The 15,085-nt window shown below is 65.8% G+C and carries 14 protein-coding genes; 8 read left to right on the forward strand and 6 right to left on the reverse strand.

Translation table 11 applies throughout. The features are described from left to right. Nucleotides 1–17 precede the first annotated feature (17 nt). Nucleotides 18–1,391 (reverse strand): glutamate synthase-related protein, encoded by a 1,374-nt coding sequence (locus tag BN3266_RS01510; RefSeq protein WP_059003218.1) that lies wholly within the window; start codon nt 1,389–1,391, stop codon nt 18–20. Between the two features lie 231 nt (nt 1,392–1,622). On the opposite strand from BN3266_RS01510, the gene BN3266_RS01515 reads away from it, so the two are divergent. From BN3266_RS01515 to BN3266_RS01525, 3 genes are read left to right on the forward strand one after another with little or no spacing between them, the layout of a single operon-like run. Next, nucleotides 1,623–2,219 (forward strand): P-loop nucleotide/nucleoside kinase family protein, encoded by a 597-nt coding sequence (locus BN3266_RS01515; protein WP_059003220.1) that lies wholly within the window; start codon nt 1,623–1,625, stop codon nt 2,217–2,219. A gap of 30 nt (nt 2,220–2,249) precedes the next feature. Continuing rightward, nucleotides 2,250–3,680 carry a glycoside hydrolase family 1 protein gene (locus BN3266_RS01520; protein ID WP_059003222.1) on the forward strand — a complete coding sequence of 477 codons (1,431 nt, stop codon included), beginning with the start codon at nt 2,250–2,252 and terminating at the stop codon, nt 3,678–3,680. 45 nt (nt 3,681–3,725) lie between these two features. Further along, on the forward strand, nt 3,726–4,379 hold the full coding sequence (locus tag BN3266_RS01525) for an HAD family hydrolase (RefSeq protein ID WP_059003224.1): 654 nt from the start codon (nt 3,726–3,728) through the stop codon (nt 4,377–4,379). Nucleotides 4,380–4,704: 325 nt separating this feature from the next. On the opposite strand, the gene BN3266_RS01530 is transcribed toward BN3266_RS01525, so the two are convergent. Beyond that, the gene (locus tag BN3266_RS01530; protein WP_059003226.1) at nt 4,705–5,526 is read right to left on the reverse strand and encodes a MerR family transcriptional regulator; all 822 of its coding nucleotides are present in this window, start codon (nt 5,524–5,526) and stop codon (nt 4,705–4,707) included. Nucleotides 5,527–5,633: 107 nt separating this feature from the next. Here BN3266_RS01530 and BN3266_RS01535 point away from each other — a divergent pair, with 107 nt between their 5' ends. Together BN3266_RS01535 and BN3266_RS01540 are read left to right on the forward strand one after the other, a co-directional pair. Continuing rightward, complete coding sequence (locus tag BN3266_RS01535) at nt 5,634–6,560, forward strand: nucleoside hydrolase (RefSeq protein WP_059003228.1); 927 nt, start codon at nt 5,634–5,636, stop codon at nt 6,558–6,560. A 54-nt stretch (nt 6,561–6,614) separates the two neighbouring features. Beyond that, the gene (locus BN3266_RS01540) at nt 6,615–7,562 is read left to right on the forward strand and encodes a nucleoside hydrolase (RefSeq protein ID WP_059003230.1); all 948 of its coding nucleotides are present in this window, start codon (nt 6,615–6,617) and stop codon (nt 7,560–7,562) included. A gap of 153 nt (nt 7,563–7,715) precedes the next feature. On the opposite strand, the gene BN3266_RS01545 is transcribed toward BN3266_RS01540, so the two are convergent. Continuing rightward, the gene (locus BN3266_RS01545; protein WP_021660595.1) at nt 7,716–8,516 is read right to left on the reverse strand and encodes a nucleoside phosphorylase; all 801 of its coding nucleotides are present in this window, start codon (nt 8,514–8,516) and stop codon (nt 7,716–7,718) included. Nucleotides 8,517–8,685: 169 nt separating this feature from the next. Beyond that, entirely contained in the window at nt 8,686–10,104 is a 1,419-nt protein-coding gene (locus BN3266_RS01550; protein ID WP_059003231.1) for an MATE family efflux transporter, read from the reverse strand. Between the two features lie 313 nt (nt 10,105–10,417). Between BN3266_RS01550 and BN3266_RS01555 the strand changes: the two genes are divergently transcribed. Beyond that, on the forward strand, nt 10,418–11,371 hold the full coding sequence (locus BN3266_RS01555; protein WP_059003233.1) for a CPBP family intramembrane glutamic endopeptidase: 954 nt from the start codon (nt 10,418–10,420) through the stop codon (nt 11,369–11,371). Nucleotides 11,372–11,429: 58 nt separating this feature from the next. Here the strand turns inward: BN3266_RS01555 and BN3266_RS01560 are convergent, their stop codons facing one another. Together BN3266_RS01560 and BN3266_RS01565 are read right to left on the reverse strand one after the other, a co-directional pair. Then, on the reverse strand, nt 11,430–12,443 hold the full coding sequence (locus tag BN3266_RS01560) for a hypothetical protein (protein WP_242861698.1): 1,014 nt from the start codon (nt 12,441–12,443) through the stop codon (nt 11,430–11,432). Between the two features lie 270 nt (nt 12,444–12,713). After that, nucleotides 12,714–13,451, reverse strand: coding sequence for a M48 family metallopeptidase (locus BN3266_RS01565; protein WP_059003237.1), 738 nt, complete (start codon nt 13,449–13,451; stop codon nt 12,714–12,716). Nucleotides 13,452–13,582: 131 nt separating this feature from the next. Between BN3266_RS01565 and BN3266_RS01570 the strand changes: the two genes are divergently transcribed. Together BN3266_RS01570 and BN3266_RS01575 are read left to right on the forward strand one after the other, a co-directional pair. Beyond that, entirely contained in the window at nt 13,583–14,806 is a 1,224-nt protein-coding gene (locus BN3266_RS01570) for an MFS transporter (RefSeq protein WP_059003239.1), read from the forward strand. Between the two features lie 71 nt (nt 14,807–14,877). Beyond that, nucleotides 14,878–15,084: a DUF896 domain-containing protein gene (locus BN3266_RS01575; protein ID WP_044993053.1), complete on the forward strand. Its 207-nt coding sequence runs from the start codon at nt 14,878–14,880 to the stop codon at nt 15,082–15,084. The last annotated feature ends 1 nt before the right edge of the window (nt 15,085 follow it).

Consider the following 15,085-nt stretch of genomic DNA (forward strand, 5'->3'; position numbering starts at 1 on the left):
CCCCTCTCTTTTTGATTTTAGGCGTGGCGGATTCCTGCGTGGCGGGCGATCTCCTCGTCCAGGGTGCAGAGGTCGTCGACCGACAGCTCGTCCACCCGGCGGTGGCCGCAGATGCGGCAGAAGGTCTTGATCTCCTCGCAGCTGCCCCGCAAAAACCGCTCCACCCGCCGGGCGCCCTCCTCCCCATCCAGCCGCTTGCGGAGGACGGGGTCCTGGGTGGCGATCCCCATGGGGCAGCGGCCGCTGCCGCAGATGCGGTATTGGCGGCACCCCAGGGCCATCAGCGCCGAGGAGGCGATGGCCACCGCGTCGGCCCCCATGGCCAGGGCCTTGGCAAAGTCGGGGCCGGTCCGCAGCCCCCCGGTGATCACCAGCTCCATCTCCAGCCGGTGGCTGTCCAGGAACCGGCGGGCCCGGTGCAGGGCGTAGATGGTGGGCAGGCTGGTGCTGTCCCGCAGAAAGCGGGGGCTGGCGCCGGTGGCCCCGCCCCGGCCGTCAATGGTGATGAAATCCGCCCCCGACTGGGCGAGGAAGGCCAGGTCCTCCTCCAGGTGGCCGGCGGCGATCTTCACCCCGATGGGCCGCCCCTGCGAGCGGTCGCGCAGCTGGCTCACCAGGGCCCGCAGGTCGCCGGGGCTCTCGATGCCGGGGAAGCGGGAGGGGCTGTGGATGTCCTCCCCCACGGGCTTGCCCCGCAGGGCGGCGATCTCGGCGGTCACCTTCTCCCCCGGCAGGTGGCCCCCCATCCCCGGCTTGGTCCCCTGGCCGATCTTGATTTCGATGGCGGCGGCCCGGCGCAGGTTCTCGTCGGTGGCGCTGTACCCGTTGGGGGGATACTCGTAGAGGTAGGTGGCGGCGGCCGCCTGCTCCTCGGGCAGGATGCCCCCCTCCCCCGAGCAGGCGGCGGTGCCGGCGGCAGTGGCCCCCTTGGCCAGGGCGACCTTGGCCTCCCGCGACAGAGCGCCGAAGGACATGTGGGAGATGTAGAGGGGCATGGAGAGGACCATCGGCTTTTGGGCGTGCCGCCCGATCACCGTCTCGGTCGCCACCGGCTCCTCGTCGAGCAGGGGCAGCCGCGCCAACTGCCCGCCCAGAAAGAGGATGTCCTCCCACCGGGGCAGGGGCAGGGTGGTGGCCATGGCCGCCGTCTCGCTCACCCCGGTGCGGGCCAGGCGGTCGATTTCCGCCAGGTGGGGATCGGCGTCGGGGCTCCCCGGCGCCTCCCCCTCCTCCTCGCCCGCCGGCGGGGGCGGGTCCTCCACCCGCTCAAACAGCGCCTTGGGGGCGGTGCAGCGGGGACAGCGCCACCCCTCCTCCAGCTGGGCAAAGGGGCGGCCCTCCTCTCCCTCGTCATAGATATATCCGCAGACGGAACACCGGTATTTGGCCATGGGGACATCCCTCCTTTTGTCCATTGTACCCCGCCCCCGCCCAAAGCGCCAGGGCGCCGGCCGCACCTTGTGGAGAAGGGCGAAAAGCACCCCTTCTTTTTGGGCAGAACGCGCTGATTGAGCGGTTGTCCCCTTTTTTTGCAAAGGCCGATTGCGCCCCGGCGTTTTTCCGTGCTATCATAGAACCGGTAAGACCCCATCGGAAAACAGGACAGGAGGAAATAGGCAGAAATGAGCACCCTCTACATTGTCGCCGGGCTGCCCGGAACCGGCAAGACCACCCTTTCCGAGTACCTGCAAGAGGAGCTGGGCGTCCCCCTCTTTTGCAAGGACAAGATGAAGGAGATCCTCTTTGACGTGGTGGGCTTTCAGTCCCCCCAGGGCAAGGAGCAGCTGGACCGCGCCAGCACCGAGATCCTCTACTACGACGCCCACCGCTGCCTGAAGGCCGGGGGCGACGCCATGATCGAGAGCAACTTCAAGGCCTGCGATCTCCCCGACGTGGAGAAGCTGGCCGGCGAGTTCGGCTGCCGCTGCGTCACCCTCTACCTCACCGGCGACCTGCGGGTCATCTTCGACCGGCTCTGCGCCCGCAACCATGCCCCCGACCGCCACCCGGCCCACGCCATCGACGACCACTACCCCCTCCTCCCCGGCGAGAGCGACCCCGCCACCATCTTGGAGGACTGGGACGAGTTTGAAGCCATGGTGAAGAGCTGGGAGGTGGAGAAGTTCCACCTGGGCCCGGTGGTCACGGTGGACACCACCGACTTTTCCAAAGTCGACTTCCCGTCCGTGCTGGCAGAGCTTCGGGCCTGCCTGCAATAACCGCACAGAGAAAAAGGAGGAACCAGACCAATGGCAATCAACTACCGACCCTTCCCCAAGGACTTCATGTGGGGGGCTTCCACCAGCGCCTACCAGGTGGAGGGCGCCGCCGAGGAAGACGGCAAGGCCCTCTCCCAGCAGGACGTCATCAACCGCCGCCCCGGCGTGGCCGACGCCTCCCTGGCCAGCGATCACTACCACCGCTTTAAGGAGGACGTGGCCCTGATGAAGGAGCTGGGGATGACCTCCTACCGCTTCTCCATCTCCTGGTCGCGGGTCTTCCCCCAGGGCAGTGGGGACCCCAACCCCAAAGGGGTGCAGTTTTACCACGACCTCATCGATGAACTGCTGGCAAACGGCATCACCCCCATCCCCACCCTCTACCACTACGATATGCCCCTGGCCCTGGTCGAAAAGTACGACGGCTGGATCAGCAGGGAGAGCGTGAAGGACTTTGCCCACTACGCCCGCTTCATCATCAACGAATTCAAGGACAAGGTCAAGTACTGGACCACCATCAACGAGCAGAGCATCATCGTTCAGTTCTGGACCCAGAAGTGCCTGATCCCCGAGAAGTATCTGGACGACCCCCAGATCCGCTACCAGATCAACCACCACCTCAACCTGGCCCACGCCACCGCCTGCAAGCTGGTGCACGAGCTGGTCCCCGGCGGCATGGTGGGCGCGGCCATCAACACCGCCCCCATCTACGCCCTGACCTCCAAGCCCGAGGACGCGCTGGGGATGCTCAACGCGGTGGACTTCCGCACCCTCTTCTACCTGGACGTCTACTTCAAAGGGGAGTACAGCAAGGCCTCTATGATCTACTTGGAGGAGCACAACATGGCCCCGGTGATCGAGGAGGGGGACCTGGACCTCTTTAAAGAGGGGTACTCCGACTTCCTGGCCTTCAACTACTATTCCAGCGACTGCGCCCGCAGCGCCGGCGACGCCACCGAGCGCACCGAGCAGGGGGTCAACTGGACCGGCAAGAAGGGGGAGATCGAGTCCTACGAGACCGAGCCCGACTTCTTCCAGATCGTCCGCAACCCCGCCTGTGACACCACCGATTGGGACTGGGCCATCGACCCCATCGGCCTGGAGTTCATCCTCCGCGATATCTACGCCCGCTACGGCAAACCTCTGATGATCACCGAAAACGGGATGGGCGCCTACGACGCCCTCACCGACGACAAAAAGGTGCACGACAGCTACCGCATCGACTACCTGCGCGCCCACATCCAGGCCATTCAGCGGGCCATGCACTACGGCGTGGAGGTGCTGGCCTACAACCCCTGGTCGTTCATGGACCTGCTCTCCACCTCCAACGGCTACAAAAAACGCTACGGCTTTGTCTACGTGGACCGGGACGAGGAGGGCGGCAGCTGCGAGCGCATCAAGAAAGACAGCTACTACTGGTACCAAAAGGTCATCGCCACCAACGGCGCCGACCTGGACTAAATGCCCCCGCCCCTGGCGGCGGGACCGAGAGAGGAGGGGACGGCTGTGCCCAAGCGCTGTGTCATCTGGGACTGGAACGGCACCCTCTTTGACGACCTGGACGTCTGTATCCAGGTGGAAAATGAGCTGTTGGCGGAGCGGGGGCTCCCCCCAATCCCCAGCCGGGAGGCCTACCTGCAGGTGTTCACCTTTCCGGTGCGGGACTACTACCAGCGGCTGGGGTTCGACTTTTCCGCCGAACCCTACGAGGCGGTGGCGGCCGACTACATCCGCCGCTACGAGGCCGCCTGCCCCACCTGCGCCCTCTGCCCGGGGGCGGAGGAGGCGCTGGCCGCCTTAGAGGAGCGGGGGCTCTGCCAGGTGCTGATCTCCGCCTCCGGGCGGCGGAGTCTGGCCCACCAGATGGCCCCCTTCTCCATCGCCTCCCGCTTTTCGGACATCCTCGGGGTGGAGCACGACCTGGCCCACGGCAAGCGCGGCCTGGCGAAGGGTTGGCTGGCCCAGAGCGGCTTTTCGCCCGGTCAGTTGGTGGCCGTGGGGGACACCCTTCACGACCTGGAGGTGGCCCGCGCCCTGGGCTGCGACTGCGTCCTGGTGGAGGGCGGTCACCAGAGCTCCGCGGCACTGCGGGCCTCTGGGGCGCCGGTCATCGCCACCCTCGCCCAGCTGCCCGCCCTGATCGACAGTTTGGGGAAATAGCTGCCCTTTGCCAAAAAATAAAGAGAGAGCCGACGGTCCCTTGACCGTCGGCTCTCTCTCTTTGCAGTGTTCGCGCCCCCCCTCTCCGGTTTTGCCGGGGGAGACAAATGGCCTTGGCATACGGTTTCATAAAGGGAAGGGGGCCGAGGGCGCAAAGGAAGGCAATTCGCTGGGGTGGGGCGGTGCCAACCGCGCTCCCGTCTTGCCGGGCTGCCGGTGTCAGCGGGTGCAGTGCCCTCTTAAAAATCCGATGGTCCGCGCGGCGCAAAGGCTGCATGGGTCCCTTTTCGGGCCCATGCGGGCGGGTTTGGTCGGCAGAGGTCCTTCACTCCACCCGGATTTCGATGCGGGTCAGATAGTGCTCGGGATCCCTGGTCGAGTCCGCCGACAGCAGCCGCGACTCGTAGCTGCCGCTGGCGATTTGCAGCCCCTCCCGGGCGATGTAGGACAGCAGCAGGCCGTAGCTCTCCCAGGCCGAGTCGTAGTACCCCCGGTGGTGGATGATGGCCCAGCGGCCTGCCGGTTCCAGGTGCTCCTTCTCGTCGCCGGTGGGGGCGGGGTGCTCCATGGCGTAGTAGCTGGCGCTGAAATAGTCCCCCGCTGCCAGCCGCTCCCGCGAGACCCCGGCCCCCGACGAGTTGCCCTGCCCGTACTGGTGGGCCCGGCAGTAGCGGGAGAGGAGGGCGGCAGTCTGGGCGTAGCTGGCCGGGGTGATGGGGGCGGAAAAGGGCTCCAGCAGAAAATGGCGGGGTCCCCGCCGCTCCACCCAGGGGGAGAAGGGCGGGTGGCTCTGGGCCAGGAGGGCAAGCTGCCGCTTCCGCCGCACCGATTCCCGCAGGTACTCCAGCCGCTCGATCTCCCGGTTCAGGTGGCGCTCCTCCTCTTCCAGCAGGGGGAGGAGACCGCCCTCCTCCCCCTCCAGCAGGCGGCTGCGGATCTCTGCCAGGGGCGTCCCCAGGTCCCGCATGGTGAGGATGGTCTCCAGCTCGTCGTACTGCAGGTGGGAGTAGTAGCGGTAGCCGTTTTCGCCCACCACCTGGGGGGAGAAGATGCCCTCCCTGTCGTAGTAGATCAAAGTTTGGCGGGAGACCCCGCACATCTGGGCGAACTGGCTGACGGTAAAGAGGGAACGCCTGCTTTTTTCCATAAAATTTCTCTCTTTTCTTTGTGCAAAAAACACATGAAAAATCGGTTGACTGTATAGTTCCTATATAGTTTATCATACATTCAGGAAAAGAAAAAGGAGGATGCTCGATGAAATCGATTCCCGCCGTTTTGCTGGTGGACACCGGGGTGGACGACGCCTTTGCCATCGCTCTGGCGGCCCGCAGCCCGCAGATCGACCTGCTGGGGCTGGTGGCCTCGTTTGGCAACAGCAAACTGGAAAATACCCTGCAAAACACCCTCTGGCTCACCCAGTTGCTGGGGGTGCAGGTGCCGGTCTGCAAGGGGTCGGCCCACGCCTTCTGCGAGCCCGACTGGGTGCCGGAAGAGGGGGTCGTCAACTGCCACGGCGACCGGGGGCTGGGCCCGGTGGTGGCCCCCGACACCCTTGCCGCCGCCCCCGCCGGCGAGGACGCGGTGGCCTTTTTGACCGGTATTTTGGAGAGGAGTGGGGAGCCGGTGGCCCTCATCCCGGTGGGCCCCCTCACCGATGTGGCCCGCTTTGTGGTGGCCCGCCCCGACCTCATCCCCAAGATCCGGGTGATCTCCCTCATGGGGGGCGCGGGCCGGGGCGGCAACGTCACCCCCTTTGTCGAGGCCAACATCTCCAGCGACCCGGAGGCGGCCGCCACCGTCTTCGGCTGCGGGGCGCCCATCGTCATGTGCGGCCTCGACTGCACCCGGGACTGTGTGGTCACCGCCGCCATGATCGAGGAGCTGCGCGCCGAGAGCGAAGGGGAACTGGCCCAGGTCCTCTGCGACAGCGGGGCCTTCTACCTCTCCATCGACGAGCTGCTCCACGACCCCCTGGCCGTGGCCTGCCTCATCGACGAGGGGGTGCTGCGGACGGAAGAGCACTACGTGGACATCTGCCTGACCCCCGGCGAGCACCGGGGCCAGACGGTGGTCGACTGGGAGGACCGGCTGGGCCGTCCCGCCAACGTGCAGGTGGGGGTCGCCGCCGACCCCCAGCGCTTTTGGCAGCTGGTCTCGGCCGCGGTCAGGGGCGCCCTCTAGACAGGCGCACCGCCTGTTTTGCGGCAAACAGCCGCCGGAAAGGAATGTGAAACAATGAAACCGATCCCCGTTATTTTGGATGTGGACACCGGGGTGGACGACGCCGTCGCCATCACCCTGGCCGCCCGCTGCCGATCCATCAAACTGCTGGGGCTGGTGGCCTCTTTCGGCAACCGCCCCCTGCACTACACCCTGCGCAACACCCTCTGGCTCAAGGAGCTATTGGCCCTGGAGGTGCCGGTCTGCAAGGGGGCAGCCTCCCCTCTCTGCCAGCCCGATCACCCCGAGCCCGAGGACAGCGAGCACATCTTCCACGGCAAGGAGGGGATGGGGAACGCCGTTCCCCCGCCATCCCTCGCCACCGCCCCCGACAGCGACGACCCGGTGGCCTTTCTAGCCGACTTGCTGGAAAAAAGTGAGGAGCCGGTGGCCCTGGTGCCGGTGGGCCCCCTCACCAACCTGGCCCGCCTGGTCACCGCCCGCCCCGACCTGCTCCCCAAGATCCGGGTGATCTCCCTCATGGGGGGCGCGGCCAAGGGGGGGAACGTCACCCCCTATTCCGAGGTCAACATCTACAACGATCCCGAGGCGGCCGCCACCGTCTTTGCCTGCGGGGCCCCCATCATCATGTGCGGGTTGGATTGCACCAGAGACTGTTACCTCACCGACGGGGAGCGGGCGCAGCTGCGTCAAACCCACCGGGACCCCCTCTCCCAGGTCCTCTGCGACGGGCTGGAGGGATACGCCGCCTCCAACGCCCGCTTCGGCGAGAACTGCGTCGTCCACGACGCCCTGGCGGTGGGCTGCCTGGCCTACCCCGAACTGCTGCACACCAGCCCCTACTATGTGGACATCTGCCTGACCCCCGGCGAGCACCGGGGCCAGACGGTGGTCGACTGGGAGGGCACCACCGGCCGGGCGGCCAACGTCCAGGTGGGGCTGCGGGCCGACCGCGACCTCTTCGTCCAGCTGGTGCAAAAGAGCTTTGAAGGCGCCTTCTAGCGCCCTTCAAATATACGATCACCTCTTCCATATCAAGGGGGGCGGGGCCGATGGGCCCCGCCCCCCTCTCGCATTTGCCGAAAAAGGGACAAAAAGGGGGGCGCGACAGCAATCGTCGCGCCCCCCTTTACAGGTGGCAGTCTGGCCGGTGGCCTATTTGCCGGCGGCCTGGTCCATCTCGTAGAGCTTTTTAATGGTCTCGCAGCCCATCAGGGACAGGGTCTTGATGTTGTCCTCGCTGTGGTCGAGGGCCTGCTCGGGCTCGTACTCGCCCTCGTCCTCCTGGGAGTCGATGATGTTGTCCAGGGTCACGGCCATGGCGCCGCCGCGCAGCCCCCAGATGCGGGTGAGCACCAGCACGATGCTGGTCTCCATCTCGCCGCCCATGACGTTGAGTCTCTTCAAGTCGGGGTAGAAGTTCTCCCAGCGGGACTGCCAGAAGCCGTTAAAGGCGCTGCCCGGCTTCGGGTAGTTGGCGTAGAAGGTGTCCTGGGTGCGGGTGGTGCCCACGTGGTAGGGCAGGCCCAGCTCCTTGGCGGCCTGGACGGCGGCCTCGACGGTGTCGTGGTCGGCCACGGCGGGGAAGGGGCCGGGGGCGTAGTGGTAGGAAGTTCCGTCGTAGCGGCAGGCAGAGTCAAAGATCTGCATGTCGCCCTTCTTCACGTAGTCCTGGAAGGTGCCGCAGGTGCCGATGCGGATGAAGTTTTTCACCCCGCAGCGGGCCAGCTCTTCCATGGCGATGGCGGTGGAGGGGCAGCCCATACCGGTGCTGGTGCAGGAGATGGGAACGCCCTTGTAGACGCCGGTGTAGGTCACGTGCTCCCGGTTGTCGGCCACGAAGTGGGCCTCATCCCAGTAGCTGGCGACGATGGGCACCCGCTTGGGGTCGCCGGGCAGCAGCACGTAAGGGGCCACATCTCCCTCTTTGATTTTCAGGTGGTATTGAAGAGACATTGAATCTTCCTCCTAGACGTTTTATTCCAGGCGGTCGCCCGCCCGTTTTACAAAGTGAGACGCCATCTTCGCAAGCGTTTTCTCCACCTCCATCATAGCCGGAGAAGGGGCGTTTGTAAAGACGAAAAGAGAGACTTTTTATTTTTGCAGGGAGAATTTGCCGGGCTGTCTAGGCCTCGGCGCCCGCCTCTTCGGGGGCCTCGTCCCCGCTGTCGGAGACGATGGCCTTCTCCTTCCAGCCGCCCTGGAAATACCGCCAGAAGGCGATGATCACCTCGGTGAGGGAACCCAGGCCGATGGAGAACCAGATGGCGGCAAAGCCCACCTTGGGGGCCAGGGCGAAGACGCAGATGGTGCGCAGTACCATCCCCGTGAGGGTGCAAAAGACCAGCAGGTTCATGTCCCCGGCGCCCTTGAGCATCCCCTCGCCGGTGAACATCAGCCCCTGGATGAAGAGGATGAAGGCCATGTGCACCAGGTGGTAGGTGCCCCAGTTGATGACCTCGGCGGCGCCCTCCACCTCCCGGTTGACGAAGATGCCCACTAGGTTGGGTCCAAAGAGGAGCAGCAGCACGCAGGAGGCGGCGGCAAAGATCAGCACCATGATGAGGGCGCTCTTGAAGCCCTTTTTCACCCGCTCCATCTTCCCGGCGCCGATGTTCTGCGCCACAAAGGTGGAGACGGCCATCCCCAAGTTCATGATGGGCATGCCGGCGATGGACTCGATCTTGTTGGCGGCGGTGTAGCCACTCACCAGCATCGGCCCAAAGCCGTTGATCACCGTCTGGCAGAGGACCGAGCTGATGGAGACCGAGAGCTGCTGCAGCATCGAGGGGATGGCCAGCCGCACGATGGTGCGCAGCATCTCGGTGCTGAACACCCGGTGGTCCGCCCGCTTTTCAAACTGCCCCAGCCGGTTCATCAGGTGGATGAAGGAGAAGACCGCGCAGACGCCCTGGGCGATCATGGTGGCCCAGGCCACCCCGGCGACCCCCATCCCGAACTGGATGACGAAGAGCAGGTCCAGCCCGATGTTCAGGAAGGAGGAGAGGATCAGGTAGTACAGCGGGGTCTTGGAGTCCCCCAGCGCCCGAAAGGTGCCGGCGATGGTGTTGTACATGAACATGAAGGTCAGGCCGAGAAAGTAGATGAACAGGTACTCGGTGGCCATGTCGATGGTCTCGGGGGAGGTGCGCATCCACTTGAGCACCGTCCCCGAGGCGGCCATCCCCAAAATCGAGAGGGCGATGGAGACCACCAGGTTGAAGATCAGCGAGGTGGTCACCGACATCCGCACCGAGCCGTAGTCCTTGGCCCCCAGGTACTGGCTGGTGACCACCGAACAGCCCATCCCCAAACCGCTGGCCACCGCGATGGCTACAAAGACGATGGGGAAGGTGCAGCCCACGGCCCCCAGGGCGCTGGGGCCCACGAAGTTGCCCACCACGATGGAGTCGACCATGTTGTACAGCTGCTGGAACAGGTTGCCCAGGAACATGGGCAGGGTAAAGAAAAACAGGGTTTTGGCAATCGGCCCCTTGGTCATGTCGGTATGCCGTTTTTTGGGCCGGGCAATCGCTTCTGCCATTTCACATCCTCCTCTTTTTTCCGCCTGGCGGCGCGCAGACCGCCCCTCCCCAAAGGGGCGTTTGGCAAAAAGGGGGCGGGCGCCCGGGCGCAGCTGCGCCAGATGCCCGCCACCATACCGTCTGCAATCGCGCCGCCCTCTGCGGGCGGAAATTGCGTTGCTTTTTGCGTTCTTCTTCATGATACCAAGTTGGACAAACCCTGTCAACGGCAAAACCCCAGACTTGTGATTTCTCCAAAAACTGGTACAATGATTGTATCTATCTGTACAAAAAATCACCCCCCTTTACAGGGGGAGAGAGGGGACGACCGCCGTGGAGAGAAGGGGAGAGCGCGCCCGGCTGCTGTGCGAGGGGGCCCGCCGCCGCTACCAACTGGTGGGGGCGGCGCTGTTGGGCTATGCCCTCTTCCCCCTGGCGCTGGGGTTTTTCTCCCTCCTCGGCTGGGAGATCACCTCCCTCCTGGGGGGGAACGCGGCCCCTGGCGACCCCAGTCCCGCCTGGCAGGGGGCGGCTGGGCTGCTCTCGGCCTTCCTGTCGGGGGCGCTGCCCTTTTGGTGGCTGCGCCGGCAGTTGGGGCTGGCCCCCATCTGGCGGCGGACCCAGATGCCGGCGGGGTCGTGGCGGCGCTTTGGGGGGCATTGTCTGGTGCTCTTGGGGCTCAACACCCTCGCCACCGCCGCGGCCGAGGCCCTGGCAGGACTGCTTCGGGGGTGGGGGCTGGCCCCTGTCAGCCCCGACTTCTCCCTCACCGGGGGCGCACCCGCCCTCTTTTTGCTGTTGACGGCGGTGGCGGCGGCCCCCCTGGTGGAGGAGTACGCCTTTCGCGGGGTGTTGCTGCGGGCCCTCGCCCCCTGCGGCCGCCGCTTTGCCATTGTCGTCTCCGCCCTCCTCTTCGCCCTGGCCCACGGCAACCTGCCCCAGGGGCTGCCCGCCTTTGTCATTGGGCTCTATCTGGGGTATCTGGCCGATCAGACTGGCACCCCCCTCTACACCGCCGCTCTCCACCTGCTCAACAACGCCGTGGCCCTGGCCCTCCCCCTGCTGGAAGGGGGCTGGGCCCTCCTCTACCTGCTGGTCACGGCCGGGTCGGCGGCGGTGGCGGCCGTCCTCTACGGCGGCAAGCTCTTCTGCCGGGAGGCCGCCCTCCCCCCAAACGACCCCGCCATCCCGCGGGAGTGGCGGTGGCCCGCCCTTCTGCGCAGCCCGGCGATCTGGCTGGCCCTGGGCTACTACCTGCTGAATTTCATCCTCTCCACCCTGCCGTGAAAAAAGAGAAAATGGGGGACGCCCGACAGGCGTCCCCCCTTTTTTATCGCTCTTATCGCTATTCCGGCATCTCCGGCACCTTGCCGGCGGCAAATTCCTTGACCATGATCCCCTTGATCAGTTCGGTGGCGCGCTCTTTCTTGCAGGAGCAGAGGTAGCGCACCCCCTGCAACAGGTACATCAGCCGGGTGTCCGGGTCGTCGGGGAAGTAGGTGCGGCTGTCCCGGTAGGCGGCCATTAGCCGGTGGCAGTTGGGGTCGCCCATGCCGATGTCCTCGATGGACATGATGACCATCCGGTTGAAGAAGTAGCTCTCGAAGTCCCGTCCGGAGAGGAAGCCGTCGCAGGCCACCATCAGGGCCTCGCGCTCCATGGCCCGGCGGATGCACTTTTGGAAGGCGGCCAGGATCAGGTCGGCGGAGACCCCGCTGCGGGCATTGAAGTGCTCCCAGGCGATGTAGCCGGGGGCCTTGAATTTCTCGCCGTGGCCGTATTCGGGGGTCAGGATCTCCCGCAGACGGGCGATGTAGGGCTCGGCCACCCCCTCCAGGGCGGGCACCACCTTGGAACCGCCGTCGGGGTCGAGAAAGTCCAGCGGGGTGCGGCCCCACTCCACCCCCAGGCGGGTGTGGTGGTCATAGCAAAAGTCGGGGATCACCGGCTGCGCGCCCCCGTCCAGGGTGCCGCGGATCTCTCTGGTCACCGCCTCCAGCGAGTCGTCCCGCCCGCAGGCGCAGAGATAGCGGATGGCCTGCACAAAGCAGAGGCAGTGCATCCCGCCGCCGGCGGGATTGTAGATCTCGGTGGTCTCTTTGATCTTGCGCAGGCTGTGCACCTGCTCCACCGCGTAGGGGTCGGCCAGCCCCACCTCTTGCAGGGCGATCTGCATCAGCTCGTCCCAGATGCGGCCCTCCCAGTCCTCACTGGTGCGGTACATGTCAAAGGCCACGTCGCAGGCGCGGTCCACCTCCCCCGCCACCACGTAGTGGCGCAGGGCTTGCAGGGCCTTGGGGCCGGGGATGCCGGCGCGCGTCAGGGTGTGGGCGAGCATATCGTAGGCTTTTACAGGCATAGGGGTTCCCTCCGTTTCAAAATCGGTGCGGTGGGCGCAAAAAAAGGCGCCTCTGGCGCCGGTCAATCCCTCTTCGCACCGCGCGGCGGCGCCCGTAAAATTGCCCGGCAGGGGGCCAGATGGGCAGCGCGCAGTCGCACTGTGTCAACGGTATGGTAACACGTCTTTTTTTCCAGCACAACCGCTCCTCCCCATTTTCAGCGCTTTGGCCGGGGTGGGAGCAGGGGATTTGTGCAATTTGCGCAAACGTTTTGACAAGGGGAAGTGCCCCTAGAAGTGGGGCGAGTAGCCCCGCAGCAGCGCCTCGGTCTGGGGGTTTTGGGGGTCGAGGTGGCGGACCAGGGCCCAAAATCGCTCCCCGTGGTCGGGGTAGAGAAAGTGGGCGTACTCGTGCACCAGCACCCCACAGAGGCATTGGCGGGGCAGGTGGAGGAGGAATTTGTTGAGGGTGATCTGCCCTTTTTGGGTGTGGCAGGTGCCCCAGCGGGCGGTCATCCGCCGCCCCCGCACCTCGGCCCGGGACACCCCCAGGGGGGCAAAGAGGGGGGCCACCTGGTCGTTGGCATCGGCAAAGACCCGGGCGCTGCAACAGTCCACAAAGCGGGCGAAGGCGGCCTTGCGGCTCTCCTCCCGCTCGGGATCCTCCACCTTTAAAAAGAGGATGCCCTCCCAGGCGAGGCCGGGCCCATCGGGCTCGCTCGCCACCGGGGGCAGGGCCTGGCAGATGCGCAGGGTGTAGGGCTTGCCCAGCAGTTCCACCCGCTCGCCGGTCTGCACGTGCCGGGGCTGCTGGGCCTGAACGGCGCGGCGGGCCATCCGCTCCTGGGCGCGGGCGATCCAGCGGGACTTCTGGCGCAAAAACGCCTCCACCGTCGACAGGGGGCAGCCCGCCGGGTAGGAGACCAGCACCTGCCCCTCCCGGTCGATGCGCACGTTGATATTTTTGACCCGCTTGCGCTCACAGCGGTAGCGGAGGATCCCGCTCTCGGTCTCCAGGCTGCGCTCCATCGGCGGCTCCCCCCTTTCCCATTTGGCGGCCTCTGCGGGCCGCGGCAAAAACAGACTGGGTCTATTGTATAGCAAAAGCCGGTTTGACACAATATGGAATCAGAGAAACCGGCGGGAAAGGGGCGGTACAGGTGAACAAGCAGCGGCAGCGGGGGAGGGGCGGGCCCTGGGCGATCGGCGCGGCCTACGGCTTTTACTATATGGCCTACACCGCCTCCTTCTCTTTTATGGCGGTCTTTTTGAAGAGCCGCTCCATCACCGACGCCCAGGTGGGCGTCATCTACTCGCTGATGGCGGCGGTCAGCCTGGTGGCGCAGCCCCTCTTGGGCTACCTGGCCGACAGCAAGGTCCCCATCAAGTGGATCGTCCTCGCCCTCATGGGCGGGGCCATCCCGGTGGGGTTCCTGGTGCCCCCGGCCACCTCGTCGTTCCCCCTGGCGGCAGCGGCGGTGCTGGCGCTGGCCTTTTTCGACCAGTCCCTGGTGACCCTGCTGGACTCCTGGACCACCCAGGCGGCCGAGAAGAACGCCCGCATCGTCTACAGCGTGGCCCGGGGGATTGGGGCCTTTACCTGCGCGGTGGCCGGCTTTTTGGTGGGCAGGGCCATCTCCGCCTGGGGGGAGGGGACCATCTTCTGGCTGCACGCGGCCTTTATGGCCCCGGCCCTGGTGGCGGCCTGTCTCTTTGCCTCGGTGCCCTGCAAAAACCGCGCCGGCCAGCGACAGGGGGAGGGACACTACACCTTTTGGCAGGCGGGCAAGGCGCTCCTCAAAAACCGGGCCTTCGCCCTGCTGCTGGGGGGGCTGCTCCTGCTCAACATCGGCAACCGGGCGGTGGTCACCTACCTGCCCATGCTCATCGGCCAGTTCGGGGGGACGGCCGGCGACCAGGGGATGGCCGTCACCATGATGTCGGTGGGGGTCTTCCCCTTCATGCTCCTCTACCCCAAGCTGGAGAAGCGGTTTTCCAATAAGAAGGTGCTCTTCTTCGCCTGCGTGCTGGTGGTGGGGCGCAGCCTCTCCTTCGCCCTGGCAGGCTCCCTGCAGGTGGCCATCTACATGCAGCTGTTGGAGGCGGCGGCCCTGGGGCTCTACAACCCCGCCCTCATCCGCTACACCGCCTCGGTCACCCCTCAGCGGCTGCGCTCCTCGGCCATCGCCCTCTCGGCGGCGGTGCAGGTGGCTGTCTGCGGCATTGTGGGCAACGCCCTAGCCAGCCTCTTTCTGGCCTACGCCAGTCTGCGGATCATGTTTGTCGTCTACACCGCCCTGGCGGCGGCAGGGCTCTGCCTGGTGGGATTCAGCCTGCGCCAGAAGCCGGTGTCCGATCCCGGCGAGCGCCCCGCGGGGACTTGAAAACGGGGGCCGCTGGCGCTACAATGACCAGTGAAGGCCCGCCCCGGGCCGGGAAAGGAGCCCGCCCCAAGATGGAGAGAGAAAAAATCCAGCGGATCAACGAGTTGGCCCACCTGGCCAAAGAGCGCCCCCTCACCGAGGAGGAGAGCGCCGAGCGCCAGGCCCTGCGCCAGGAGTACCTGGCCTACTGCCGCGAAAACCTGCGCAGCCAGCTCGACCGGGTCGTCCTGGTGGACGCCCAGGGAAACCAGACCCCTTTGAAAAAGAAGGGCGAGTAAA

It is taken from the genome of Bittarella massiliensis (ex Durand et al. 2017) (assembly GCF_001486165.1).
GTDB classification, from domain to species: Bacteria; Bacillota; Clostridia; order Oscillospirales; family Ruminococcaceae; genus Bittarella; species Bittarella massiliensis.